This is a genomic window from Rhodohalobacter halophilus (assembly GCF_001715195.1).
Classification (GTDB): Bacteria; Bacteroidota; Rhodothermia; order Balneolales; family Balneolaceae; genus Rhodohalobacter; species Rhodohalobacter halophilus.
Genome location: NZ_MDWE01000011.1, coordinates 1 through 25,081, shown reverse-complemented (window position 1 = coordinate 25,081; position 25,081 = coordinate 1). Strand labels below are relative to the sequence as shown.

The 25,081-nt window shown below is 45.0% G+C and carries 24 protein-coding genes; 11 read left to right on the top strand and 13 right to left on the bottom strand.

Translation table 11 applies throughout. The features are described 5' to 3' along the window. Window positions 1–3: 3 nt before the first annotated feature. The 3 genes from hemC to hemH are packed head-to-tail and all read right to left on the bottom strand — an operon-like array spanning window position 4 to window position 3,303. Complete coding sequence (hemC, locus tag BG260_RS03630; RefSeq protein WP_069130588.1) at window positions 4–921, bottom strand: hydroxymethylbilane synthase; 918 nt, start codon at window positions 919–921, stop codon at window positions 4–6. Further along, window positions 914–2,176 carry a glutamyl-tRNA reductase gene (gene hemA / locus BG260_RS03625; RefSeq protein WP_069130587.1) on the bottom strand — a complete coding sequence of 421 codons (1,263 nt, stop codon included), beginning with the start codon at window positions 2,174–2,176 and terminating at the stop codon, window positions 914–916. The genes hemC and hemA overlap by 8 nt, the downstream gene beginning before the upstream one ends. 5 nt (window positions 2,177–2,181) lie before the next feature. Further along, on the bottom strand, window positions 2,182–3,303 hold the full coding sequence (hemH, locus tag BG260_RS03620; protein WP_069130586.1) for a ferrochelatase: 1,122 nt from the start codon (window positions 3,301–3,303) through the stop codon (window positions 2,182–2,184). 319 nt (window positions 3,304–3,622) lie between these two features. Here hemH and BG260_RS03615 point away from each other — a divergent pair, with 319 nt between their 5' ends. Next, complete coding sequence (locus tag BG260_RS03615) at window positions 3,623–4,243, top strand: MIP/aquaporin family protein (protein ID WP_069130585.1); 621 nt, start codon at window positions 3,623–3,625, stop codon at window positions 4,241–4,243. Here the strand turns inward: BG260_RS03615 and BG260_RS03610 are convergent. After that, window positions 4,226–5,620: a sensor histidine kinase gene (locus BG260_RS03610; protein ID WP_069130584.1), complete on the bottom strand. Its 1,395-nt coding sequence runs from the start codon at window positions 5,618–5,620 to the stop codon at window positions 4,226–4,228. The genes BG260_RS03615 and BG260_RS03610 overlap by 18 nt on opposite strands. Before the next feature lies 1 nt (window position 5,621). Next, window positions 5,622–6,317: a response regulator transcription factor gene (locus BG260_RS03605; RefSeq protein WP_069130583.1), complete on the bottom strand. Its 696-nt coding sequence runs from the start codon at window positions 6,315–6,317 to the stop codon at window positions 5,622–5,624. A 152-nt stretch (window positions 6,318–6,469) separates the two neighbouring features. On the opposite strand from BG260_RS03605, the gene BG260_RS03600 reads away from it, so the two are divergent. Further along, window positions 6,470–7,264 carry an SDR family oxidoreductase gene (locus BG260_RS03600; protein ID WP_069130582.1) on the top strand — a complete coding sequence of 265 codons (795 nt, stop codon included), beginning with the start codon at window positions 6,470–6,472 and terminating at the stop codon, window positions 7,262–7,264. Here the strand turns inward: BG260_RS03600 and BG260_RS03595 are convergent, their stop codons facing one another. Next, entirely contained in the window at window positions 7,265–8,182 is a 918-nt protein-coding gene (locus BG260_RS03595) for a DUF58 domain-containing protein (protein ID WP_069130581.1), read from the bottom strand. 173 nt (window positions 8,183–8,355) lie between these two features. Between BG260_RS03595 and BG260_RS03590 the strand changes: the two genes are divergently transcribed. The 6 genes from BG260_RS03590 (at window position 8,356) to BG260_RS03565 (ending at window position 15,162) form a co-directional block, all read left to right on the top strand. Continuing rightward, window positions 8,356–9,252, top strand: coding sequence for a dimethylarginine dimethylaminohydrolase family protein (locus BG260_RS03590; protein WP_069130580.1), 897 nt, complete (start codon window positions 8,356–8,358; stop codon window positions 9,250–9,252). 113 nt (window positions 9,253–9,365) lie between these two features. Continuing rightward, window positions 9,366–10,136 (top strand): DUF481 domain-containing protein, encoded by a 771-nt coding sequence (locus BG260_RS03585; protein WP_141691508.1) that lies wholly within the window; start codon window positions 9,366–9,368, stop codon window positions 10,134–10,136. Window positions 10,137–10,218: 82 nt separating this feature from the next. After that, a complete protein-coding gene (locus BG260_RS03580; protein WP_069130578.1) occupies window positions 10,219–12,657 on the top strand; it encodes a penicillin acylase family protein in 2,439 nt (812 codons plus the stop codon). A 29-nt stretch (window positions 12,658–12,686) separates the two neighbouring features. Beyond that, window positions 12,687–13,694, top strand: a complete 1,008-nt coding sequence (locus BG260_RS03575; RefSeq protein WP_069130577.1) for an amidoligase family protein — start codon at window positions 12,687–12,689, stop codon at window positions 13,692–13,694. Beyond that, window positions 13,684–14,475, top strand: a complete 792-nt coding sequence (locus BG260_RS03570) for a gamma-glutamyl-gamma-aminobutyrate hydrolase family protein (protein ID WP_069130576.1) — start codon at window positions 13,684–13,686, stop codon at window positions 14,473–14,475. Before BG260_RS03575 ends, BG260_RS03570 begins: the two co-directional genes overlap by 11 nt. 42 nt (window positions 14,476–14,517) lie before the next feature. After that, complete coding sequence (locus BG260_RS03565; RefSeq protein ID WP_069130575.1) at window positions 14,518–15,162, top strand: DUF2459 domain-containing protein; 645 nt, start codon at window positions 14,518–14,520, stop codon at window positions 15,160–15,162. On the opposite strand, the gene BG260_RS03560 is transcribed toward BG260_RS03565, so the two are convergent. After that, a complete protein-coding gene (locus tag BG260_RS03560; RefSeq protein WP_069130574.1) occupies window positions 15,159–15,989 on the bottom strand; it encodes a ZIP family metal transporter in 831 nt (276 codons plus the stop codon). The genes BG260_RS03565 and BG260_RS03560 overlap by 4 nt on opposite strands. A gap of 266 nt (window positions 15,990–16,255) precedes the next feature. Here BG260_RS03560 and gcvP point away from each other — a divergent pair, with 266 nt between their 5' ends. Together gcvP and BG260_RS03550 are read left to right on the top strand one after the other, a co-directional pair. Continuing rightward, a complete protein-coding gene (gene gcvP / locus BG260_RS03555; RefSeq protein ID WP_069130573.1) occupies window positions 16,256–19,165 on the top strand; it encodes an aminomethyl-transferring glycine dehydrogenase in 2,910 nt (969 codons plus the stop codon). A gap of 146 nt (window positions 19,166–19,311) precedes the next feature. Next, complete coding sequence (locus BG260_RS03550; protein ID WP_069130572.1) at window positions 19,312–19,680, top strand: response regulator; 369 nt, start codon at window positions 19,312–19,314, stop codon at window positions 19,678–19,680. Here BG260_RS03550 and BG260_RS03545 read toward each other — a convergent pair. The 6 genes from BG260_RS03545 to pyrF all read right to left on the bottom strand — a co-directional run bounded on the left by BG260_RS03545 (window position 19,665) and on the right by pyrF (window position 24,790). Continuing rightward, window positions 19,665–21,191 (bottom strand): PH domain-containing protein, encoded by a 1,527-nt coding sequence (locus BG260_RS03545; protein ID WP_083750076.1) that lies wholly within the window; start codon window positions 21,189–21,191, stop codon window positions 19,665–19,667. The genes BG260_RS03550 and BG260_RS03545 overlap by 16 nt on opposite strands. Next, on the bottom strand, window positions 21,163–21,642 hold the full coding sequence (locus BG260_RS03540; protein ID WP_069130693.1) for a PH domain-containing protein: 480 nt from the start codon (window positions 21,640–21,642) through the stop codon (window positions 21,163–21,165). The genes BG260_RS03545 and BG260_RS03540 overlap by 29 nt, the downstream gene beginning before the upstream one ends. 140 nt (window positions 21,643–21,782) lie before the next feature. Further along, window positions 21,783–21,959, bottom strand: coding sequence for a histone H1 (locus BG260_RS03535; protein WP_069130570.1), 177 nt, complete (start codon window positions 21,957–21,959; stop codon window positions 21,783–21,785). 172 nt (window positions 21,960–22,131) lie between these two features. Further along, complete coding sequence (locus tag BG260_RS03530; protein WP_069130569.1) at window positions 22,132–23,481, bottom strand: MFS transporter; 1,350 nt, start codon at window positions 23,479–23,481, stop codon at window positions 22,132–22,134. A gap of 27 nt (window positions 23,482–23,508) precedes the next feature. After that, window positions 23,509–23,958 (bottom strand): ribonuclease HI, encoded by a 450-nt coding sequence (gene rnhA / locus BG260_RS03525; protein ID WP_069130568.1) that lies wholly within the window; start codon window positions 23,956–23,958, stop codon window positions 23,509–23,511. Next, window positions 23,951–24,790 carry an orotidine-5'-phosphate decarboxylase gene (gene pyrF, locus BG260_RS03520; protein ID WP_069130567.1) on the bottom strand — a complete coding sequence of 280 codons (840 nt, stop codon included), beginning with the start codon at window positions 24,788–24,790 and terminating at the stop codon, window positions 23,951–23,953. Before pyrF ends, rnhA begins: the two co-directional genes overlap by 8 nt. Window positions 24,791–24,884: 94 nt before the next feature. Here pyrF and BG260_RS03515 point away from each other — a divergent pair. Next, the coding region (locus tag BG260_RS03515; RefSeq protein ID WP_218089718.1) for an SAM-dependent methyltransferase at window positions 24,885–25,081 on the top strand (197 nt) is incomplete at its 3' end.

Below are 25,081 nucleotides of genomic sequence, written 5' to 3'. Positions count from 1 at the left end.
AATTCAGGAACGCAGATCAGATACGATGTCAGCTGCCCCCATTTCGAGCAGCTTACGGGCGGCTTCTCTGCCTAGCCCTTCGCTCTCATCAACGCCGGAAGACAGCTCTATATCAAATTGTGTTTTTCCATCTACAGTAAGTGCAACGGCAGCGAGATGGAGCTGATTTCCATCTATTTCGGCATATGCCCCGACAGGTGCACTGCAACCGGCTTCCATTTCGTTTAAGAGTTCGCGCTCTATAGATGTACAAATAGCCGTCTGTTCGTGATTCAGCTTTGATGTAATTTTATACATTTGATCGTCATCCTCACGAATCATCACGGCCATTGCACCCTGGGCCGGGGCCGGCACCATCCAATCAAGATATTGAGAGATATGATGATCTAGTCCGATTCGTTTCAGCCCGGCTGCAGCAAAAATTGCTCCATCCCAGCCATTTTCTTTCACTTTCCGAAGCCGGGTATTCACGTTCCCGCGTATATTTGTAATTTCATGATTTGGATAACGATGCAGCCACTGTGCACGGCGCCGGTTCGAACTGGTTGCCACTACCGCGCCAATACCTTCATCTTTTAAAATTGCTCCTCCTTTGGGAGCCACAAGCGCATCCCTGGGATCCTCCCTCTCCATCACCGCACTGATTTTCAGCGGCAGTGGGTTTTCCGTTGGCAGATCTTTGTAGGAGTGTACGGCGAGGTCAATTCTTCCCTCGAGAAGTGCGTCATCCAGGGCTTTGGTAAAAACTCCTTTCCCGCCCATTTCGGTAAGTGGAGTTGTAAGATCAAGATCCCCCTCCGATTTTACAAAAACAAGCTCTGCATCAAATCCAAGGATTTTAAGTTCCGTCTCAACAAGTTTGGCTTGCCATGTGGCCAGCTCACTGTCGCGGGTGCCAATACGAATGATCTGTTTACTCATGATTTCCGTTCCGGGCTTCGAGTTTAAACATCTCTTTCACCATCTCGGCCACCTCTTCGGAGTCGTGATGATCCCTCAGGTGCTCTATACTGTAAGCAGCAATTTTATTCACTATCCGGCGAGTCATATTCTCAATTTTATCAAAATCATCCGTCTCAATCTTGTTCCGGAAAAACTCCAATTCATCCCCCCGGATCGATTCAAACTTCTGTGTTAACGCTTTGATCGTAGGTACAACCCGCTGTTCATTCAGCCAAAGCTGATAGTCAGAAAACTCTTCACTGATAATTTTTTTTACCGCCGGCACCTGCTGCTCCCTTTTTTTATACGCTTCGTCAGTCACATCACCAAGCATATCCATATTGGCAACATCCACAAAATCGAGAGTAGCCACATTTGGGTCAATATTTCGAGGAACAGACAGATCGAGCATCACCTTAAATTTCGGGTTCTCCATCGACGGCTGCATGTGTTCGGGGCGAATTACAGGTTCGGTTGAACCGGTTGCCACAATTACAAGATCGGCTTCAGCAATTTGCTCGGGTAAATTTGCCATATCGGCAACCTCAAGATTGAACTTATCAGCCACAAACTCTGCACGGTCGCGGGTGCGGTTGATCAACGTTAATTTACTTGCACCGAGATTGACCAGATTTTTACAGGTTACTTTTCCAATTTTCCCGGTCCCAACCAACAGAATATTTTTATTGGCCAAATTATCAAAGGTTCGCATTGCGAATTGCACGGCCGCATAGGCAACTGTGGCAGCGCCTTGCCCCAGGGAGGTCTCATTTCTGGATCGCTTATGAGCCCGGAACACATGCTGCATCAGCCGATGAAATTCGCCCGATACCATCTCCTGCCGGGCGGCATATTCGTATCCCTCTTTTACCTGTTTTACAATCTGTAGGTCACCCAGTATCTGTGAATCCAGTCCGGTTGCCACTTTAAACAAATGCTGAACTGCACGCTCACCTTCGTGTTCAAACCCATATCGATGAAACTCATCCAGAGTTCCATTCGAATAATTGGTCAGGAGGCGAATCAGTTCCCGGGTGGATACATTCTGGGCAAAGATCTCCGTGCGATTACACGTAGAAACCAGAAAGAGGCTGTTAATCCCTTCACGCCGGGCACCCTGAATCAACAGATCTTTCCCTTCATCACTCAGGCTGAACTTCTCCCGAACTTCAACCGGTGCATCCCAGTGATTGATCCCAATAACTACAAAATCCTGTATCGTTGGATGAACCATCCTAATTATGTTGTTGCTGCTTTCTTTTTCGCTTCAGTGTTATCCCATTCTACAGCATCGGCCGGAATTTCATGCTTCAGTACATTTAACGTCTCTTCTGCCAACGCCTTAATAAATCCGGGGTGATCATTCAGCCCCTTCATCACCTTGATGTTTTCAATTTCGTACCCTTCCTCTTCCAGATCCTCAACCAATTCAACACCCAACTCATAAAGTGTTTCAATGTGATCCGTTACAAAAGCGATCGGAATCATCAGGAAGTTTTTAATACCATACTCAATATGACGCATCACCAACTCTTCCGTATTGGGTTGCGTCCATTTTTGAGGCCCAACTTTTGACTGAAAACCAAGCCAGTAGGAGTTTTTATCCTCTCGCCGCTCCATCACAGCCTCCATCGTCTCTTTTATTTCAACCGTATAAGGATCGCCGCTTCTTACCTCGAGCAGTGGTGTTCCATGCGCACTAAAAATAAAGTGCGTCTTTTCGCGAGTCTCTTCATCCAGCTCAGATAGTGCCTCATCAATTCGATCGTTAATGGCACTCAAATACTCCTCGTTCTTGTAATAGTTCTTCACATGAAACTCTTTCCACGGCTTATCACCGTTAGGAAATTTCTTCTGAATCCAATTCTCCCAGTCCCTGAAACTGCTACCGGTGGTTGTCCAGGAAAACTGAGGGTAGAGAGGCATTAATACCGTGTGCGTTATTCCATCCTCCACCATGTCATCCATGATCTGATCTGCAAATGGAAGCCAGTAGCGCATACAGGTGTAAACTTTAACCTCATGCTCCGGAAGTATCTTTTTGAACATCTTTTCCAGACCACGACGCTGACTCTCCGTCAATCCGTTGATCGGGGAACAGCAGGTAGAAACCTCCTTATTCTGCCGGTTGAAGCAGTGTTTGTTTCCCGTACACCCTTTTGGGCATCCGTTGATCTCCTTGTAGTCCTCAGCGACAGACGGGGCACGAAACTTCGAAATAACATTTGCAAAAATGTTTTGAGTTGTCCCACCCCCCAGCTTGATGATATCCTCGTCACTGAAGAGATTTTTTAAAAATGTTCGAACATTATTTTCATGGGTCGGCCCGCCCAGGTTCATCAAAACTACGCCAATACGCATGATTCAAGAGATCTATTTTTGGGGTTTTACAGTCGGGAAATTAACCCTTTTTTTGTGAAGCGATCGTGAAGAGCTCTATACGATAATCTTCTCCAATTCACATTTAGATCCCATCTAAATTAAAACCCCTTTGTAAATAACTGCGATATATTTACTTACAAACATATAATTGATTTTCTGTGTGGAAACTAAAGTAAAGCGAGATTGCGTGAAATTTTTACAAGTTCTGACCTTAATCGTTCAAAAATAAGAGCATTTTATTTGCATACTTGGTAATAGTTCAAGTAGATTCGGGCGTAGAGATAATTAACCTTTCTGCATGCTCAAATATTCTATCGAGTTTTTCGGTACTTTTTTATTGGTAACAGCTTTAGGGATTTCCGGTAACTTATTGGCAATTGGTCTATTACTTGCTGCCTTGGTTTACATTGGAGCAGACCACTCCGGGGCGCATTTTAATCCTGCCGTAACCCTTGCCTCCTGGGCTTCTGACGAAATCCCAACAAGTAAACTGTTTCCATATTTCACTTTTCAAATTACCGGGGCGATAGCAGCAGCCGGCTTTATTTGGTGGCTGAACGGATCCACATTCCTCACCGAACCCGCTTCCGGCACCGGACTTCTACAGTTTGCCGCTGTAGAGTTTTTCTTCTCATTTATTTTTGTACTCACCTTTTTAAAGTTCATCTATCCAAACAAGAATAGAAAAAATCCGGTATATGGTTTGATGGTAGGCGGAACTCTCGGTGCTTGTTATCTCTTTTCAGAAATTTATTCGGGAATAGGCCTGAATCCCGCATTGAGCATTGGATATGCCTCAGCTGACTTTTTAAACAACGGCAGTTTCTACATCAACCTGCCCTTCTATCTTTTCAGTCCGTTAATTGGCGGGCTCACAGCTTCGTATGTTCACCGGCTGTTGTCAGCCCGAAGCCGGTAGGGTAAACCAAAACGAAGAGCCTTTACCGGGAGTGCTATTTACTTGAATATCAGTGCCGTGTGCACTCAGAATGCTCTTTACTACTGCAAGCCCCAAACCGGTGCCCCCCTTATCCCTTGAGCGAGCCTTGTCTGTTCTGTAAAATCGATCAAAAAGCCTGTCGAGATGCTCGTTTGAAATTCCAATCCCGGTGTCATCTATAAAAACACTGCAATCATCGCTGCCTTTTTCTACACGCACCTTAATTTTGCCCCTGTTTGTATACTTAACCGCGTTCGAAATCAAGTTTTCAAGTACCTGCTCTATCTTATTGGGATCTGCATAAACTCTGGCAGAATCCCCTTCGTATTTGATCTCAATTCCCTTCTCCTTCGCTTTTACTCGATATATACTCACCACCTGAGTGACAATTTCCTTGATATCAAAATTCTGTTTCTCAATAAAATGTGAGTCAGAATCGTAGTGCTGAAGAGTTTTTAAATCAACAAAAAGCCGGTTAATTCTCTCTGCCTGCCGCGCAGCCGTTTTGAGGTAGTGCTCTCTCTGTTCATCCGTTAAACTGTTCAGCTCCAGCATCTCAAGCGAACCCGAAATTGTGTGAAGCGGGTTGCGAATTTCGTGCGTGATGTCGGCGAAAAACTGACTCTGTTTTTCATACAGTTTTTTCATCTCTTCATTATCCGACCTAAACCGCTCCGCCATTCGATTCAGTGATTTCGCCAACTGCCCAAACTCATCCTTCCGATCCAAATTCAGTGTTCGGTCCACATTCCCCTCCGCAATGTCGCGGGCGGCAGATTCGAGCTGTAAAATGGGACTGGCAATGTATCGCGAAAACAAAATACTCACAGATATCACCAGAAATATGGAGATGAACATCCCCGTGTATATAATCCACCGAATTGTTTTTATGGGTTCATATATCTGATCTTTTTCAATACTGATCAGAAGATATCGTATAGGATTTTGAGAGTTCTGAACCTCATAGAATGCCCGTAACTCATCGCTATCCGATCTGTTTTGGAGCAAAACTCCCCGTTCCGACTGTTCGAAAGATGACGTCATTCCATCGATCTGGCCAGGTGCCGTACGCTCCGAATGGTATGGCACCTCAGCAAATAGCTCCCCATCCTGATCATACACGGCAATTTTGTACCCCGAGGTCCGTGCGGCTTCATTCAGGTTGGTTTCAAAATCTCCATCAATCCGTAAGTTTTGAATGGTGATGGACAGCCACTCGGTATCGTTTATAATTTGAAGCTCTCCTTCGGTGAGAAGATAATTTCTGATAAACAGAATGGAGTAGCTGCTGATAGCCGTAATACCAAAAATCAGTAGCAGAATGAATGTCCAGGCAAGTTTTGAACGTATACTCATACTATAACAGATCCCGGTTCATGCCGTAACCCAGTCCCCGGTAGGTCTTAATCATATCTGAAGCTTCCCCAAGCTTAAGTCTGAGGTTTTTGATGTGAACATCCACAGTCCTGTCAAATACGAATCGATCATCACCGCCAATGTGTTCCAGAATCTCCTGCCGGGAGTAGACACGTTTCGGGTTTTGAAAAAACATCTCTGCAATGGCGTATTCGGTGGATGTCAGCTCAATCCGACTCTCCTTGTAATAGAGATCCTTTCCACTTGTATCCAGAAAAAGGTCGCCATACTGTATCCACTTGCTGGTTTGTGGCTGTTGTCGCCGCAGAAGTGATTCTATATGAGCTTTCACGAGCTTTAAACTTGCCGGTTTGGAAATATAATCATCGGCTCCCAGCTCCAACCCCTCTATCTCATCCTTCTCTTTATCCTTTGCAGTAAGAAAAATGACCGGAATGTCACTCATCACCGGATGTTTACGGATCACACTGCAGATCTCTTTACCGTCAACATGAGGCACCATAATATCAAGCACCGCCAGGTGAATATCGCTCGCATGTTTCTCTATCAGCTCCAGTGCCTTTTTTCCCTCATGCGCCATCAAAACGTTAAAGTTATTCATTTCAAGATAGTTAGCGAGCATCTCTGCCGGCTCCACCTCATCTTCTACAAGTAGAATTGTCTGTTTTGGCTGCATGTTTTTCAGATCGATACTTTTTCGGGTTAAGACTATCTTAAAATAAGAGATTCAGCATCAGATTCAGAATATCATCCCGGACTTTCACAAATTGATTTAGAGTTGCCCTTGAATCGGCTATATTCTATACAAATAGAATCAATTTTTTTAAAATGGGACTTCGGAAAAAAGTTATTTGGATTACCGGAGCTTCATCCGGAATTGGTGAAGCTTTAGCGTATGAGTTTAACAAGAAAGGAGCACATTTAATTCTCTCGGCAAGGCGCACCGGGGAGCTCGAAAGAGTGAAGGAAAACTGCTCAAACCACGAGGAGAGTGTCAAGATTTTACCGTTGGACTTAGCTGAGGCAGATCAAATGGAAGCAAAGGCAGTTGAGGCACTCGCCATGTATGGCCATGTTGATATGCTCATCAACAATGGTGGTGTCAGTCAGCGATCCTACGCCGTCGATACTGAAATGTCTACCGTTCGAAAGGTGATGGAGGTCAACTTTTTCGGCACCGTTGGCCTAACCAAAGCACTTCTTCCCGAGATGATTAAACAGAAATCAGGCCACATTGTGGTCATCAGCAGTGTGATGGGAAAGTTTGGCACAAAATTCCGCTCTACCTATGCGGCTTCCAAACATGCTCTGCACGGCTATTTTGATTCGCTGCGTCAGGAGCTATATGAACACAATGTTAATGTCAGCTTGGTTTGTCCCGGTTATGTAAAAACAGACGTAACCATCAATGCACTGACCGGGTCGGGTGAAAAATTTAATAAGATGGGGAAAGGGCAGAAAAACGCCATGCCTCCGGAGGAATTTGCCAAAAAGCTGATTCCGAAATTAGCCGCCGGGAAAGATGAGATCTATCTTGGCGGAGCTGAATTGATGGGTGTTTACCTGAAACGATTTGTTCCGGGCTTGTTCAGCAAACTACTGAAACGCGTTCGTGTCACCTGATCAGGCCAACCGTTTTCGCTTGTTCAGATAGGCCAGAAGAGCAAGATCAAACGGTTTTTGCGTATCGATCTCCTCAAAATCCACGCCTGCCTCGCTGCAAGCTATCTTAAACTTTCGTGTGTACTCCTCAACTTTTTGTTGATAGGAGTTTCTAAACTGCGCCGGATTCATCTCGAGCTGCCGGCCGGTCTCCATATCTTCAAACAGATATTGCCCATCCGGGAAATCGAGATCACGTTCACTCTTATGCTCCAACACATTAAACAACAACACTTCGTGCCGCTTATGCCGCAAATGACGTAAAGACGAAATCAGTTCATCGTGACCCTTCACGTTTTCAAAAAGGTCGGTAATTATTACAACCAGGCTTCTCCGCTTAAGGTTTTCTGCTAACTGGTTGAGTGCATCCGCAGATGCCGATCGCCTGACCTCTTCAGCCCCCGGATTATCCTCCATCACTTTCTTCAATCGATTGAAAAGCATTCTCAAGTGAGTGTAGGAAGACTTTGGAGGAATCATCTCGTGAACCTGATCATCAAAAAGAACCAAACCACACGCATCACGCTGTCGATTCATCATGTGCATCAAGGCTGCCGCATAGTGGACGGAATAGGTGAGTTTACTCCAATCAGCAAAATATTTGTAATTCATAGAGCTGCTGATATCCAGTACAACATGAGCCCGGAGATTGGTTTCCGCCTCATATTTTTTCACATAAAACCGTTCGGTTTTTCCATACACCTTCCAGTCAATGTGTTTAAAATCGTCTCCCTGGTTATAGGGTTTATGTTCGGCAAACTCCACACTAAATCCGTGATACGGACTTTTATGAAGACCGGATATAAACCCTTCAACAATTCTTCGGGCTTTCAACTCGAGCGGGGCAAGCTGCGATAACAGATCTGGATTTAGTAGCATGTGGGAACCTATCCTTTTTCACCATTATCGTCAAAAACAGAATTTTCTAAACAGGCGCTGTGGAAGATGGCAGGTAAATTTCTTAACCTTATAAGCTCTTATGTACGTGAACAAACCCTGACCGGTTATTCACTCAGGTCTAACTGAGAGAAATCATCCAATAAATGACTCCTATGAAAAAAATATACACTTCTGCGGCACAAATCGATTTTACTCTTTCTGATATCCCGTCCATGCCGGCGCCAAAACAGGTGCTAACCGTTAAACCTACCTATTTTGATGTTGAGTATGTCATCAACCCGCATATGAAAGATCACGTGGGACGAGTGGATAAGATGCAGGCTCAGAATGAATGGGAGCACTTGGTGGATGGCTATGAGGAACTTGGGTTTACTGTTCACAAACTGGATGGGGTTCAGGGTTTACCCGACATGGTGTTCTGCGCGAATCAGAGCCTTCCTTTTATTGATGAAAATGGGAAAAAGAAAGTTCTCATGAGTATCATGCACTCCGCCGAGCGAAAGGATGAAGTTCCTCACATTGAAAAGTTTTATCGTCAGATGGGATATGAAATTGATTACCTGGATAGCTCAGAAGTAGACGATTTTGAAGGCATGGGTGATGCACTTTGGCATTTTAAAAAGCGTCTGCTTTGGGGCGGGTATGGATTCCGTTCATCCCTCAAGGCGTATGACCAGATATCCGACAAACTGAATACACCCGTTGTGGCATTGGAGTTGACGGATGATAAATTTTATCATCTCGACACCTGCATGGCCATGCTGAATGAAAATAGCGTACTAATCTATCCTGACGCTTTTCAGGAAGAAGGGCTGGAGATGATTTACAAACTTTTTGACAACGTAATTGAAGCTACACAGTACGAAGCTGAAAAACTTTTTGCTGTCAACGCTACCTGCCCGGACGGGAAAAACGTACTGATTCAGCAAGGCTGCACCGATGTGAATCAAAAGTTGCGTGATGCAGGGTTTTCTGTACACGAATACAGCACGTTTGAGTACATCAAGAGCGGCGGAAGTGTTTTTTGCATGAAAATGCTTCTCTGGTAATTCCGATTTTAAAAAACTCTTTGAATAAAATTTTACGTTAAGTGCACACATCTCTCTACTATTCCGGAGTACATGCTGTGCACTTTTTTAATATCTACAATCAACCGTTTTACATGAATCTACTACTAAAATCCCTGACGCTATTTGTGGCTCTCCTTTTCACCGCAGAGCTCGCATCTTCACAGGTATTAAATGTTGAGAGAAACCGTGCCGACGGAAACAGTAACGGGTGGACCGGTGAACTGGGCACCGACTTCTCATTGAATAAATACAACGACCGGGTCATCAAAGTGGGTGGCCAAGCCAACGCCTCCTACTTTTCCGACCGGCACAGCTACCTGATGCTCAGCAGTATCGACTTGGTAAACGTAGATGGCAACTCTCTGGTCAGTAATGGATATGTTCACCTGCGAGCTACCTTCCAACGCGAAAAAACTCTCTCTCCCGAAATCTTCACTCAGTATCAGTACAACAACAACCTGGGATTGCAGAATCGCGCACTTGGCGGCGCCGGGGTTCGATATACGTTCCTCAGCAGAGACCATCTCCGCGGTCATTTTTCTACCGGCTTGATGTATGAATACGAAGACTGGGGGCTCAATAATGAGGTGAGTGTTCAGAACGAACTCCTTAAAAGTACAAGTAATCTGGTCATCCGGGGAGATCTTAACGAACAAACCTCTCTTACAATGATCGGTTATTACCAGGCGCGCCCCGACAGATTCTTCAAACCCAGGGCTACCTCAGAAAATCAGCTGAATATCCGCATGAGCCGTTCGCTCACGTTCAGGGTAAACTTTACGATGACTTATGACGTTGAGCCCGTCATTGATGTACCTAAACTGACCTATGAGCTAAAGAACGGGATTGTACTCTCTTTTTAATTGTTGAAAAGGGTGAATAAGTAGACTTTTCCGTCTCGGGCAATTTTGGTAACGTTGACTTGTCTAATTCAAAAACAATCTGATGAGTCTGAATCCAAAAATTTCGGCACTACTTTTTTCACTCCTATTCATTGCCACTCTTTATCTCTACGTAAACCCACTGGGCCCACTCCCGCCTGCAGGTTCATTTTTTCATCCCAAAAGTGGTTTTTGGGGGAATGCAGAAACAACGGCACTTCAAGGGGAAATCAACCTTACATCAGAGCATTTATCGGATAATGTTGATGTGTTTTATGACGAGCGAGGGGTTCCGCACATCTTCGCCCAAAACGAATACGATCTCTACTTCACCCAGGGATATGTAACCGCACGCGACCGGCTATTTCAGATGGAGTTACAAATCCGGGCTGCCGGTGGGTATCTGGCTGAGTGGCTGGGTGATGATCTAATCGAATATGACAAAAATCAGCGAAGGCTCGGCATGGTTTATGGAGCTGAGCGGGCTATGGAAGAGATCAGCTCTGATCCGATTGTATCCAATGCGGTCAACGCCTATGCGGACGGAGTGAATACCTACATTCAGTCGCTCAGTTATGATCGTTATCCGATCGAGTACAAAATTTTAAACGTTAAACCGGCTGAGTGGAAACCGATTAATACAGCCCTGCTACTGAAATATATGACCCAGATGCTTGCCGCACGATCAGAGGACGTGCAAACCAGTAATACAATGGCTCATCTCGGAGAGGATTTTGTAAATGATTTTTTAAGTAAACGGCCGGAACTGATGGACCCGATCGTACCGGAAGAAACAGAGTGGAATTTTGAACCTAAAACTGTCCCTCAGCCGGAGGTGCTCCACCAACCCTCTTATGCAGAACAGATTGAGCTTTGGCAGCCACACCCCTTCAACGGAAGCAACAACTGGGTAGTGGATGGGAGTAAAACAGAAGGTGGGTACCCGATTCTCTCCAACGATATGCATTTGAATATGAGTATGCCTTCCATTTGGTATGAGGTTCAGCTCCATACTCCCAGCCAAAACGTCTATGGCGTAAGTCTGCAAGGTACGCCAACCGTAATAGTCGGATTTAATGAACACATTGCGTGGGGCTCCACAAATACCGGGGCTGATGTAATGGACTGGTACGAAATAACTTTCCGTGATGATGATAGAACTCATTACCTCCATGATGGAGAGTGGCTCCCAACTGAAGAGCGTATCGAAGAAATCCGATCTAAATCGGGTAGTGTCGTTCAGGATACAATCCTATTCACACATCATGGGCCGGTGTACGAATCCCGGGAAGAGACACCCGTTTCCAATACCATTCAGCGAGATCATGCACTTACATGGATTGGGCATGAACCATCCAACGAGCTTCTTACATTTTATAAATTGAATCGGGGAGAGGGTTATCAAGATTTCAGGGAGGCTTTCGAAACCTATAAAGCTCCCGCCCAAAATATGAATTATGCCGGGACGGATGGAAATATTGCCATTCAAACCGGCGGTAAATTCCCTCTCAAATGGGAGTTCCAGGGCAGGACCGTAAGCGACGGTTCCGATTCTCAATATGATTGGTCAGTCTATATTCCATATGAACACAATCCATATGCATTGAATCCGGAACGGGGATATTTAAGTGCTGCAAATCAATATCCCACCTCAGAGGATTATCCATACTATTTGGGTGAATCATTTGCACCGTTTGAACGTGGCCGCCGGATTAATGACCGGCTTTCTGAAATGGAAAACATTACTGTTCAGGATTTCAGTGATCTGCTAATGGACTCCTACAGCTATCATGCTGAACGTGTTCTGCCTGCCATGCTTAGCGCCTTAGATGTAAATAGACTGGATGAAGCCGACCTGAATCTTTCAAATGAGCTCAATGAGTGGGATTATCAAAATCTTGGAGACCTGATTGCCCCAACCATTTTCAGAGAGTGGTGGAAAGAACTTTACAGAAGTATCTGGAGCAGTAAATTCCGAACTGAAATTCCAATGAGAAGACCCGACCGTGACGTGACAGTTGATCTCATCATTAATAACCCCGAGTCTCCCTGGTTCGATGATCCTGATACGGAGAACATTGAAATTTTTTCTGACCATGTTAATCCTGCATTTGAAAAAGCATTGAACAATCTTCGAGAACAGTTTGGAGTTGTAGAATCAGAATGGAAGTGGGGATTCTATAATAACACGAACCTCAATCATCTCGGTCAAATTCCCGGCCTTGGCATTTACAATATCTATACTGACGGAAGCAATGAATCCGTGAATGCAATTTGGGGAAGTCATGGGCCCTCCTGGCGTATGGTTGTTGAGCTCGATCCAAACGGCGTTCGCGGATATGGAGTTTACCCCGGAGGACAGAGTGGAAATCCCGGCTCAAAAGATTACGACCTGTTCGTGGATCCGTGGATTGAAGGGGAGCTATTCGAACTCAACTTTATGCGGGAAAAACCCTCTGAAATGAGCTCAATTCCGTTGATTCTGCGGCTAACAGCGAATTAATTTGTTCGCAACTTTGCTTACTTTACTGAATGAACAGCAAAAAATTTCATACTCCCCCAAACAGATTTAATCCCAATGGAGATGAACGCAAAACGGGATTTGAGTTTGAGTTTACAGGTATCTCCATGGAGATTGCCGCTGAAATTGTGAAAAAACTCTACAACGGTGAATTTCAGAAAATTTCTACGTACAAATTTGAGATCCAAAACAGTAATTTGGGCACTTTTGTCCTTGAGCTGGATGCGCAGCTCTTACGCGAGAAAAAGTATGAGAAGCTGCTCCGTAAAATTGGAATAAACCTCGATCAGTTCAAGAAAAAAGAGTCTATTGAAGATTCCTTGAAAGAAGCTGCAGCCTCTGTCGTTCCGTTTGAAATTATCACACCGCCAATTCCCTTATCAAAAATGAGTGAACTAAATCGGCTGGTGAACGAGCTCAGAAAAAATCATGTAAAAGGTACAGGCAGTTCATTTCTCTATGCGTTCGGTCTGCATATCAATCCGGAGGCTCCCAACCTGTCTGCAGGTAGCATTCTGAAGTTTATGCGTGCGTATGTACTATTAGATGGGTGGATTCGAAAAGATGCGAAAATTAACATTAGCCGACGTCTTACCCCGTTTATCAATGCTTATGAGGAGGAGTACATTCAACACATACTTCAACCCGACTACCGCCCGGATTTGGAGTTACTGATTCGCGACTACTTCAAATATGACAACTCGAGAAATCGTCCGCTGGACCTACTCCCTCTGTTTATGCATTTAAATGAAGGGCTCACAAACTCTTTAATTGAAGAAGAGCTAACCTCTTCCCGACCCACTTATCATTATCGTCTTCCAAACTGCTCTTTGGAGGACGAAAACTGGGCACTGGCGGATGAATGGAATCGATGGGTTCTGGTTGAAGAGCTGGCCCATGATGAAACATCTCTTGACCAGTACTCCCGTGCCTGGCTTCGAATGAAACGGAACACGCTGATCGGTTTTGATCAAAAATGGATTAAATTAATGGATCGTTGGGTGAACAATGTTCGGTAAACAGAGGCCCGTTATCGGCGTTACAGGTCCAAACCACGGTGGAGGTGCCGCATGGTTCTTCACGGCTCTATCTGTTTGGCTGGCTGGAGGAAAGCCTCTCCGGATTCAGCCACAAAATCCATCAGAAATTGATCAATTGGATGGACTCATCCTTGGTGGCGGAGCAGATGTAGAGCCCCGACGATATGGGGAGGAGCGAATTGAAAAAGCGACGTTAGCGAAAGACAAACGAACCGTTTTTGAATGGATTCTGTCGATTATCTTTTTCCCGGTTTATTGGGTCAGCCGATATTTTCGTTCTACCAAAACAGCCCCGATCGACATTAAACGAGACAAACTTGAGTTGCAACTTTTAGAAGGTGCACTACATCAAAAAAAGCCTGTTCTGGGTATTTGCCGGGGAATGCAGTTAATGAATGTCCATTTTCTTGGAACACTCCATCAGGATATCAGCGGTTTTTACACTGAACGCCCGCAAATCGCAACCATTTTCCCAAAAAAACGGGTTCAAATTTCACCTAATTCAAAACTGGCCGAAATTTTAGGCACTGATATATGTAACGTGAATGCCCTCCACAATCAGGCAATCAAAGACCCAGGTCATAATGTTGACCTGGTGGCAAAAGAACTTCACAATCATGTTATACAAGGGCTCGAACACCGACACTACCCTTTTGTCATTGGTGTTCAGTGGCACCCTGAGTATCTGATTCAGATCAAACGTCAAAGGAATATTTTTAAAACACTTGTAAAAACCGCAGCCGCTAAAAATGTACGGTAACCGGTTTGAGGGCGTTATTTCACACAACCGAACTCAAAATGTATGAGACGTCTTTTCACTCATTTAATACTGGCCGCACTTCTCACGGGCTGTTTAAAACCGGTCAAAGAGATCTATCCGGAAAATCCGGACCATCGCAATATCCCCGTATATATTGTAAGTCATGGGTGGCACGCCGGAATTGCAATTGAGGCAAATTTTATTGTCGATTTTCTGCCAAAACATGCCGAACTGCCTGAAGCAAACAACTTGATGTTTGGATGGGGAGACGCCCGATACTACAGTAACCCCGATGCAGGTTTTGGAGTCTTGACCCGTGCAGCACTTCTTCCCACTAAAAGTGTTGTACACATTGTGGGATTTGACCGTAACGTGGAACGCTATTTTCCATCAAGTAAAATCGTAGAAGTTCACATCACCCCTGAAGGTGCAAGGAAGCTTGGTGAATTTATCGACAAAAGCTTAAAAGTAAACGGTGAACATCTAATCTTTTATAGTAACGGGCTCTATCAAAACTCGGCCTTCTTTGAGGCAAACCGGTACTACTTTCTTCCCAGAACTTCTAATCGGTGGACGGCAAAGGCATTACGCTCAACCGGCTACCCGATCTCACCCTTTTATGCCTTTACGTCGGGAAATGTGATCAGCCAGGCAAAAAAAGATGGGCGGGAGATTCAACCGAATTAACCCAAAGCCACATCCAGTGTCATCATAATCACAAAGCCAATCATTGTTGCCAGGGTTGCCAGATCGGTATTTCCGTGATGTTGAGACTCGGGGATCAGCTCTTCAACTACAACATAGATCATTGCTCCGGCAGCAAAGGCGAGTGCAAACGGCAAAATTGGCTGAACGAAAATTACGGCCAGCGCACCCAGAACTGCAAAGATGGGCTCCACAAAACCTGAGATCTGGCCATAGAAAAAACTCTTCCCTACCCCAACACCTTCTCTTCTGAGTGGTACAGAAACTGCGGTTCCCTCAGGCAAATTTTGAATCCCTATACCTATTGCAAGCACAATGGCCCCGGCAATGGTTGCCGTTCCTGTCGGATCAATTCCGGTTGCTGCAGCGCCAAAAAGTACACCAATTGCTAACCCTTCAGGAATGTTGTGAAGGGTGATGGCCAGGACCAAAAGCGTAGATCTGCGCCAGCTCGTATCCATCCCTTCTGCATCTGCCCGAGGAAGACCAATATGAAGATGAGGGAGGTAAGCATCGCAAACTCTTAGAAAAACACCCCCCGCTAAAAACCCAATTGCGGCCGGCATCCAACCAATCCCTCCCATCGACTCTGTCATTTCAATAGACGGAATAATTAGCGACCAAACACTCGCTGCAATCATTACTCCTGCAGCAAATCCAAGCATACTGTCAAGTAGCTTCTGTCCCACATTTTTTGTTGTGAAAACCACCGCTGCACCAAGAGCCGTCATCCCCCAGGTAAACAGGCCCCCAATCAGCGCCTGAATCATCGGGTTTAAATCAAAGAACCATTCCGGTATCCATTCCATACAATCAACTGAATTTTTATTTTAAAAGTATAAATATTTAGGCAAGGCTAAAAATAAATTTTTTCAGTTCAAGACTTATGCTCATTCTAATTTTTGAGAAGATAAATGGTATGCTATCGCCATGAAAAAATCGTATCTTGTAGAATGAAAAAAGTATTGGAGCTTTAACGTTTGGCATTGGTTTATTCAACCGGTTTCTGAACCGAATTACCCCCATTTTTGTTAGATCTCCTGAACGAATAACAGCTCAAAACGTAATCCCATTCATGAAGATTTCATTTGATAAGGAGCGGTTTGCAGACCGACATATCGGACCGGACAACGCTCAAATCGAAGAGATGCTGCAAACTGTTGGTGCATCATCCATTAAGCAACTGATCGAAGAGACCATTCCCGAGGGTATCAGGCTCAGTAATCCGCTCAACCTGCCCGATCCGCTCAGCGAAGTGGACTACATCGAACACATCAAAGAGACCGCAGGAAAGAACAAGATTTTTAAATCGTACATCGGAATGGGGTATTACGACACCGTTCTGCCGCATGTGATCCTTCGGAATGTAATGGAAAATCCGGGCTGGTACACTGCCTATACCCCTTATCAGGCAGAGATTGCACAAGGCCGTCTCGAGGCACTGATTAACTTCCAGACAATGGTTTCAGATTTGACCGGAATGGAGCTTGCAAACGCTTCTCTCCTGGATGAAGGAACCGCTGCCGCCGAAGCTGCGTCTATGCTCCACGGCAGACGAAAAGGGAAGAAGAGAAAAACAGCCAACACCCTTTTTGTGGATGAAAATTGTCACCCACAAACTCTTTCTGTGCTAAAAAACAGAATGGAGCCTCTCGATATCACCCTTAAGGTTGGGAAACCTGATGAGCTGGATGTTACTGATGGTGAACTGTTTGCAATGATTTTACAGTATCCCGACACATTTGGATCGGTGAAGGATTATACATCACTGATAGAAGCAGCCCATGAAAACAGTGTATATGTTGCCGTAGCTGCCGATCTGATGGCGCTTACTCTGCTCACACCACCCGGCGAAATGGGAGCAGATGTTGTTGTGGGCTCCACACAGCGTTTTGGCATCCCGATGGGTTATGGCGGTCCGCATGCCGCATACTTTGCAACACGCGAAGAGTTCAAGCGCCAGATACCGGGCAGAATTATCGGAATCTCCCAAGATACAGAAGGCAATGTAGCCTACCGAATGGCACTGCAAACACGTGAACAACATATTCGGCGGGAGAAAGCCACTTCAAATATCTGTACCGCACAGGTACTTCTGGCCGTTATTGCTGGCTTCTATGCAGTGTACCACGGTCCAAAAGGGTTGAAGAAAATTGCCTCTAAAATTCACGGTTTAACAAAACTGACCGCGCAAGGATTGAATGATCTCGGGTTTTCGATATCCAACGAATATTTCTTCGACACAATTACCCTTACGGATGTTGACGAGTCCATGGTCGCGAAAGTGAAAAAGCTGGCTGTTGAACGGAAAATCAATTTCCGGTATGCCGAAGGGATGATTGGAATCTCCTTTGATGAAACGAAACATCTTGAGGATGCCCGGGAAGTTCTTGAAATTTTTGCCGAAGCTGTTGGAAAAGATCTGACATTTGATCTGAACAAAGCGGCTGAAGATGTAGAAGTGGATTTCCCAGACAATCTCACACGCACCTCCGAGTATCTGGATCATCCGGTGTTTAACCAGTACCACTCCGAACACGAAATGCTCCGCTATCTCAAGGAGCTGGAAAATCGTGACCTGGATCTAACACACTCGATGATTTCACTCGGATCCTGCACGATGAAGCTCAATGCCACTGCAGAGATGATTCCGCTCACCTGGCCTGAATTTGGCAAAATCCACCCATTTGTACCTTTTGATCAGGCACAAGGCTACCATCAACTTTTTGATGAACTGGAAGAGTGGCTGGCAGAGATCACCGGGTTTGATGCAATTTCTCTTCAGCCAAATTCCGGTGCCCAGGGCGAATATGCCGGCCTGATGACGATTCGAGCCTACCATCAGGCCAACGGAGATTACCAAAGAAATATCACGATTGTACCATCATCAGCTCATGGCACAAATCCGGCCAGCGCTGTGATGGCAGGTATGGAAGTGGTAGTTACTAAATGTGACGAAAATGGAAATATCGACCTGGATGATCTTCGTGAAAAAGCAGAAAAGTATAGTGATCGCCTTTCAGCTTTGATGGTTACATATCCTTCCACACACGGAGTTTTCGAAGAAGATATCCGCGAGATATGTGAAGTAATTCACAATCACGGCGGTTTGGTTTACATGGACGGAGCAAACATGAATGCCCAGGTTGGATACACATCACCCGCCACTATTGGAGCTGATGTATGCCACCTCAATCTGCACAAAACTTTTACCATACCGCACGGCGGGGGAGGCCCGGGGATGGGACCGATTGGAGTTGTTGAGAAATTAACTCCGTTTCTGCCCGGTCATGACGTTGTTCAAACCGGGACGGACAAAGCCATACCATCTGTTGCCGCGGCTGCATGGGGAAGTGCTAGTATTCTAACCATTTCACACGCCTACATTCGGATGATGGGCAGCGATGGACTCACAAAGGCAACCGAAGCTGCAATACTTAATGCCAACTACCTGAAAGACAGATTGAAAGATCACTTTCCGGTTCTTTACACAGGCAAAAATGGGCGGGCAGCACACGAGTTTATTATCGACGTTCGCGGATTTAAACAGAGTGCCGGTATCGACGCGCCGGATGTGGCCAAAAGGCTGATGGATTACGGCTTTCACGCTCCAACCATGTCGTTCCCCGTACCGGGCACTTTGATGATTGAACCGACCGAAAGTGAGTCGAAAGAGGAGCTGGATCGATTCTGTGAAGCTATGATCGGAATCAGAAATGAGATTCGCGATATTGAGGAGGGCAATGCAGACCGGGACGATAATCTTCTGAAAAATGCCCCGCACACGATGAGAGTCATCACATCAGATGAGTGGAAACATCCATACAGCCGGGAGCAGGCCGTGTTTCCGCTGCCGCATTTACGCTTTAATAAATTCTGGCCGGCCGTTAGTCGCGTGGATGATGCGTACGGCGACCGAAACCTTGTCTGTGCCTGCCTGCCGCTTGAGGCGTACAGTGAAGGCCAGGAACCCGCTTCTGTATAAGCATATAGCAGTGAAGGTGCAGCCAATGCACCTTCACTATTAATAAATTCTCATACCCGGGGAATTTGCTTAAATAATGCTAACTGAAGTGAACACTCATAAGCGGTATATTTTTAATAATCAAAATTTCACTCTATAGAACCGTTATGAATAAAAAAGTAGTCATAGTTGAGGACGATCGCTTGCTCACGATCGTACTGCGAAAAATGGCAACCTCAATGGGTTACGAAGTACTTGCGACATGCCCCGGCGGCCGACACGCTATTGAAATCGTGCAAAGTCATAAACCCGACCTTGTAATCATGGATATTTTATTGGCCGATGATGTATCGGGAATTGAGGCAATGAAAGCGATCAGGAATCAATCCACTGTTCCTGTGGTCTACATCACGGCTCAAAATGATGCAAAAATCAGAAGAGAAGCATCATCAATCGAAAATTCCGCATACCTTCTTAAGCCGGTAAAAGTAAGCCATCTGCAAGAAGCGATTCAAACCGTTCAATTTGCGGCTTGATTCCATCCGGGCAATTCAGTTTTTCTAGTTGACGACTCAAAAGGTTCGGGAAGCTCTCCCGGACCTTTTTCTATTTTAATGAGCTTCAATAGCTTCTTTCCGGTTTCAAGTTCAAGATCTCTTACAGAAAATGTTTTTCCTCTGTCGCCCGAAGCTACATGAACCGTTAGCGTACAAAGCTTTCGAAATTTCTGAAACGGACTTTGACTCAGAGAAATATCCTGCACCCTGTTTCTGTTTACAAATGCTGTTGTTTTTGACAGTTGCCGGCTTCTGATTATATATGCATCACGCCTCCACCCGATGGCAGTATCCTTAAATTTGAGCCACCCCCACAACATGGCAAGAGCCGGAATCAGCCAAATCCAGTTATTCAGCTCCAACCAGAAATAGAGGGGAGCAATCACGGCGGTGATCAGAAATGTAGACCGTAAAATGTAGCGGCGTAGGGAGCGAACAGGGAGTTTCTCACCCGGCATCTGATTTCGGCAGGATGGAACGACACTGTTTAAAAAACTCAGAATCTCACTCTTTTTTATTAAAGGATAAAGAACAATAGAGCCCGTACCGGTTTCATCCCCATAACCGGCACTTTCCAGGTGTACCGAAGCATACCCAAGCGGTTGCCGTATCATACCTTCCGTTACATGAATTGCCTGTATCCGGTTGTAAGGAACCGTTACCCTCTTTTTCTCAAAAACTCCACGTGTAATTACCAACTCATCATTTTTTACCGAAAGGGTGAAATTACCATAACTGAACAGCGTACTGAAAAATGACAAGAGCCACGCAAAAACCACAAAAATCACAATAACTGTAATAAAAAATATGGCGTCGGTCTGAGCCGGCAACCGTTCAAACAGATATTCAAATAACTCAGACTCACTGATGAGCGGTTCGATCTGAGAAAATACCGTAGCTAAAATTGAGAGCGCAATCCCAAAACTGCCCGATGTGGAAGCAGCGATTAAAAGCTCTTTCGGCGGCAGCTTAAACTCTTTATTTACATCGTTTACTTCTGCTTCAGACTCTGCTGACTCCCCTTCGATCTGCTCACTGCCATTCCCCCTCAACAATCGATTAATCTCCCGGGCGGTTTCTATCGTTGTAGCCTCTATAGCCGCCTCTCTAGAGGTTGAGCCGGCTGTTTGGATATCAACCCTGACCAGGCCAAATAACCTCTGTATAATGCCTGCTGTTATATCGATTACCTGAATCCGATCCTTTGACAGGTAGAGATTCTTTCGGACAAAAATTCCACTTCGTATATGGAGTTCCCCATCCTCTATTCTAAACTGAAACCGCCACCAGTTTGCCACTCCCAGTATCAACAAAAAAACGAAGCCGCCGCCAATCCACCAAAGAAATGGAAAGCTTTCACTCCTCGCACCAACCACAAGAAAAACGATAATGGTTACAAAGTTGCCTTTAATCAGGCTAAATGCTCTGCTGATTGTGGCTACAGGATGTTGACGCTGAAATTCAAACATCTTCCTCGGCCAGCCGTGCATATTTTGAAATCTGATCACGAACTCTGTCGGCCAACACTTCGTCCAGTGCCGGTATTTCGTGAGTCGTTGCCGCTGTTGAGATCGTAACAGTGGCCAGTTTATACCACCTCAAAATAGGACCCTGCCGAGTATCTACATGCTGAACGCGACTTAGCGGGATTAAAGTCCTGTTCTTAACAATCACCCCCCTCTTTAAATCTATTTCATCGGAGTCAACGGCATATCTCCAGTTTTTCCAGATCAGGGTTGGCATCAGGGTAAATGATAAAATCCAAAACGAAAGAATGAGGACTGTTGAGACGGCTAAGATCCAAAAGTGGAACGTGTTCATACCAAACACTGCATAGTAAACAACCGGAATTCCCAAAAAAAAGAGATTGCCGAGTGCATTTGACCACTGCCAGACCCGTATGGCACGCGGAGGTAATTTATGGAAAGGTGTTTTTTTCATAGCCTGCATTCTTAAATCGGCCTAAAACTACATGAAAGAGAACATAGATGACAGCAGAAGGTGTAAAAGATCGGTACTACCTGTCAAAACAAAAAAAGCTGCCCCACATAGCGAGGCAGCTTAAAATCAAACAGGGATAATTATCCTTTGTTTTTGATATCCTGAATCTCAAGTCTGATTTCCTGAGAGAGCTTCTTCAGGTCCTGCAGTTGTTTACGGGCACGAGTACCTGCAGCTTTGTTTCCTTTGTTGTAGAACTTATCGAGGTCTCCTTCCAGTTCAGCTGTCAGGTTTTTAATTTCGTCCATTCTGCTCATATCAATATTCCATTTAGTTAGTAATTATTCTGATGGGTCTCCCATCATTCTTCAGTACATAGAATTTCCCATCCCTGTACTTTAATTCGCCTAATTTAACATATTAGCTACAAAAAGCTACTTTTTTTTCTTTTTTTCTCTTCAAAAATCAGAATCCCAATCTTTGTAAAGATTACTCCCGGTTATTGTGATACCAGTCTGCGGCCTTTTCTCCGCGCTTTTCATCTACAAAAAGGGCTACCAATACAGCAATCAAAAAGAGCACAGCACAAAACAGTACCGATCGTTGAAGACCAAATTCTGCCTGTAAAAGTCCCAGACCAATGATTCCAAACACTCCGGCAATTTTGTTCGATAACCCCCAGAAACCAAAAAACTCCGCAGATTTCTGTTCCGGGCTGAATAATCCGACCAATGCCCTGCTTGCAGACTGACTCGATCCAAGGCTCAAACCTGCCACAATCCCGATATATAGGAAAACATATTGAGCTTCGTAGTCGGTGCCGAATGTAAGATTGATCCAGTCTGTAAGGTCTGTTACTGCCCAGATACCCAAAACGCCTAAAAACCATAAAACCAGTGTTAAGTTATAGGTAGTTTTGGCTCCGATTTTATCTTGTAAAAAGCCAAATGAAAACGCCCCGATCGCTGCAGTAATCTGTACCACAATAAACATCAACACCCGCACGGTTTCATCCCACTTTACCACCTGATCTCCGTAAATAAATGCAAATGATATTACGATATAGATTCCTGCCATTGCAAAGAAGACAGAGATCAAAAAGATAGCCAGATCTCTAAATTGACTGACCTCCCTTAATGTATCGCCCAATCTTTTAAAACCCATTGAAACAAACGTTTCATCAGCCGGCAGCTCTTTTCTGGCTCCGGGTTCCTTCACCCATAAAAACGTTGGGATGGCGGTTACCATAAAAAAGAGAGCCGCATAAGGTCCAACCCACCGTATTCGTTCAAAATTTTCAGCTGTGGCATCACCCAGAAAAACAATGACAAAACCGGCTGCAACCAATCCTCCTAAATAACCAAGTGACCAGCCGAAACCCGACATTTTACCCAGATCACTTGGAGGTCCAAGACTCGGCAGAAAGGAAGCGATGAAGTTCTCACCGATGGAGTATGCAAAGTTTGACACGATTATTAATATTACCCCCAGCACAACCAAACCTGGTTCAACAAAATAGAGAAGAGCTGTAGAAAAGATTGTCAGCAGATAGCTATAAAAGAGAAATTTCTTTTTTAAAGCAGAGTAGTCCATGATTGCGCCAAAAACCGGCCCAGACAATACAACCAGAAAATAACTCACAGCCAGGGCTACACTCCAAAGTAAATTCCCCATCCGGAAATCATTCTCGGCATCCCCCACAATGACGGTCGTAAACAGCACAGGAAAAATTACTGTGATAATCAAAAGCGTATAAGCCTGGTTGGCAAAATCGAACATTGCCCATCCAAAAATCTCTTTATTGGATGCACGGGGTGTCTCTTTTCTGGCTCTTCGCATACCGGCTAATCTTTTTATTTGATGTTCTCACAAATACTTTTGCGATTCGGCAACCGCCAGAGCATCCACACGGTTATTCAACTCATTATCCGAATGCCCTTTTACTTTAATCCAGCTCACTTTATGGCGCTTTGCGGCTTCCAGCATCTCTTCCCACAGATCTCTGTTTTCGACCGGTTTATTATTTGATTTTTTCCACCCCTTTCGCTGCCAGTTTTCAATCCATCCTTTTGTAAATGCGTTGATAATCAATGCACTGTCGCTATGAATTTTTACATGGCAGCTCCGGTTCAACGCCTTCAACCCTTCGATAACCGCACGCATCTCCATCCGGTTGTTGGTTGTTTCCGGTTCACCGTTGCTTAACTCTTTCTCTTTTCCATCCCAGATGAGTAGAGCTCCCCAGCCTCCCGGCCCAGGGTTTCCGCTGCACGCGCCGTCAGTATAGAGAATGACTTCAGGTAATTTTTTAGACATATCTGTCAGTAATTTGTCGAAGTGATTCTTTCAATTTAGTTGCAGCTCCGGCAACATGTTCTATCCAGTTTTCGGCATCTCCACCGGCATAGATAATGCCCCTGGATGAGTTGATCACAGGAATCCCCCTATGATTTAACAGCGTTTGCGCAAGTTCATCGATGGATCCTCCCTGTGCTCCCACTCCGGGGATCAGCAGGTGAGAATCTGGAAATGCACGAATGACCGGTTTTGCAGCTTCTGCCTGAGTTGCCCCAACAACCATTCCGATAGGAGCCGGTACACTCTTCTGCTTTTTTGACAGCGCTTCGGCAATATATTCACCCAATGACATCCTGCCCTGGAATCGCTGCTGCAGAAAGTCTGCTGCCCCGGGGTTCGATGTCATCGTTAAAGCAAAAATAGCGTGCTCATCACTTTCCAAAAAAGGCTCCAGTGTTTCAAGCCCCATCAATGGATTTAAGGTAACAGCATCCACTGCGTATCGATCAAAATAGGTTTCACAATATTTTTTCGAAGTATTTCCGATATCCCCCCTTTTGACATCGGCAATTACAATTCTGTTGGAAGGGATTGAATTGAGCAGCTTTTCAAATGCCTGCCAGCCTTCAGAACCGAGTGCTTCAAAAAAAGCGATGTTCGGTTTGTATGCACAGGCATCAACCTTTGTCGCTTCTACCACTCTTCTGCAAAATTCAAAAATCAGCTCTGCTTTGTTGCTGTATTGATTTTTCAGGGGCTGAGGAATTCGTTGTGGATCAGGGTCCAGCCCCACACAAACAAGAGAACCGGATGAGCGAACCGCCCGCTGTAGCTTTTCTGTAAATGTCATAATTCATTTCTTATTTGAGTTTTGGAAGATAGCAATTAAAAGGCTAAGATTGAGACCGTATTCAAATCTGACAAATCAGCCTAAATTCCCCTGTATGAGTTGGTTCAAAGAGTGGTTCGACAGCCCTCTGTATGAAAAAATATATTCAAACCGCGATCTCTCTGAAGCCGCAGTGGTCGCTGACCTGATCTGTAAAGAACTTCCTGTTTCTGATTATCCCACCATTCTCGATCTCGGCTGCGGACGTGGCCGTCACTCCATCACCTTGGCTAAGCGTGGATACAAAGTTAC

Excerpts from the sequence above, each read along its gene's own strand:
- hemC (WP_069130588.1), bottom strand. The coding sequence starts at position 921 with ATGAGTAAACAGATCATTCGTATTGGCACCCGCGACAGTGAGCTGGCC.
- hemA (WP_069130587.1), bottom strand. The coding sequence starts at position 2,176 with ATGGTTCATCCAACGATACAGGATTTTGTAGTTATTGGGATCAATCAC.
- hemH (WP_069130586.1), bottom strand. The coding sequence starts at position 3,303 with ATGCGTATTGGCGTAGTTTTGATGAACCTGGGCGGGCCGACCCATGAA.
- BG260_RS03615 (WP_069130585.1), top strand. The coding sequence starts at position 3,623 with ATGCTCAAATATTCTATCGAGTTTTTCGGTACTTTTTTATTGGTAACA.
- BG260_RS03610 (WP_069130584.1), bottom strand. The coding sequence starts at position 5,620 with ATGAGTATACGTTCAAAACTTGCCTGGACATTCATTCTGCTACTGATT.
- BG260_RS03605 (WP_069130583.1), bottom strand. The coding sequence starts at position 6,317 with ATGCAGCCAAAACAGACAATTCTACTTGTAGAAGATGAGGTGGAGCCG.
- BG260_RS03600 (WP_069130582.1), top strand. The coding sequence starts at position 6,470 with ATGGGACTTCGGAAAAAAGTTATTTGGATTACCGGAGCTTCATCCGGA.
- BG260_RS03595 (WP_069130581.1), bottom strand. The coding sequence starts at position 8,182 with ATGCTACTAAATCCAGATCTGTTATCGCAGCTTGCCCCGCTCGAGTTG.
- BG260_RS03590 (WP_069130580.1), top strand. The coding sequence starts at position 8,356 with ATGAAAAAAATATACACTTCTGCGGCACAAATCGATTTTACTCTTTCT.
- BG260_RS03585 (WP_141691508.1), top strand. The coding sequence starts at position 9,366 with ATGAATCTACTACTAAAATCCCTGACGCTATTTGTGGCTCTCCTTTTC.
- BG260_RS03580 (WP_069130578.1), top strand. The coding sequence starts at position 10,219 with ATGAGTCTGAATCCAAAAATTTCGGCACTACTTTTTTCACTCCTATTC.
- BG260_RS03575 (WP_069130577.1), top strand. The coding sequence starts at position 12,687 with ATGAACAGCAAAAAATTTCATACTCCCCCAAACAGATTTAATCCCAAT.
- BG260_RS03570 (WP_069130576.1), top strand. The coding sequence starts at position 13,684 with ATGTTCGGTAAACAGAGGCCCGTTATCGGCGTTACAGGTCCAAACCAC.
- BG260_RS03565 (WP_069130575.1), top strand. The coding sequence starts at position 14,518 with ATGAGACGTCTTTTCACTCATTTAATACTGGCCGCACTTCTCACGGGC.
- BG260_RS03560 (WP_069130574.1), bottom strand. The coding sequence starts at position 15,989 with ATGGAATGGATACCGGAATGGTTCTTTGATTTAAACCCGATGATTCAG.
- gcvP (WP_069130573.1), top strand. The coding sequence starts at position 16,256 with ATGAAGATTTCATTTGATAAGGAGCGGTTTGCAGACCGACATATCGGA.
- BG260_RS03550 (WP_069130572.1), top strand. The coding sequence starts at position 19,312 with ATGAATAAAAAAGTAGTCATAGTTGAGGACGATCGCTTGCTCACGATC.
- BG260_RS03545 (WP_083750076.1), bottom strand. The coding sequence starts at position 21,191 with ATGCACGGCTGGCCGAGGAAGATGTTTGAATTTCAGCGTCAACATCCT.
- BG260_RS03540 (WP_069130693.1), bottom strand. The coding sequence starts at position 21,642 with ATGAAAAAAACACCTTTCCATAAATTACCTCCGCGTGCCATACGGGTC.
- BG260_RS03535 (WP_069130570.1), bottom strand. The coding sequence starts at position 21,959 with ATGAGCAGAATGGACGAAATTAAAAACCTGACAGCTGAACTGGAAGGA.
- BG260_RS03530 (WP_069130569.1), bottom strand. The coding sequence starts at position 23,481 with ATGCGAAGAGCCAGAAAAGAGACACCCCGTGCATCCAATAAAGAGATT.
- rnhA (WP_069130568.1), bottom strand. The coding sequence starts at position 23,958 with ATGTCTAAAAAATTACCTGAAGTCATTCTCTATACTGACGGCGCGTGC.
- pyrF (WP_069130567.1), bottom strand. The coding sequence starts at position 24,790 with ATGACATTTACAGAAAAGCTACAGCGGGCGGTTCGCTCATCCGGTTCT.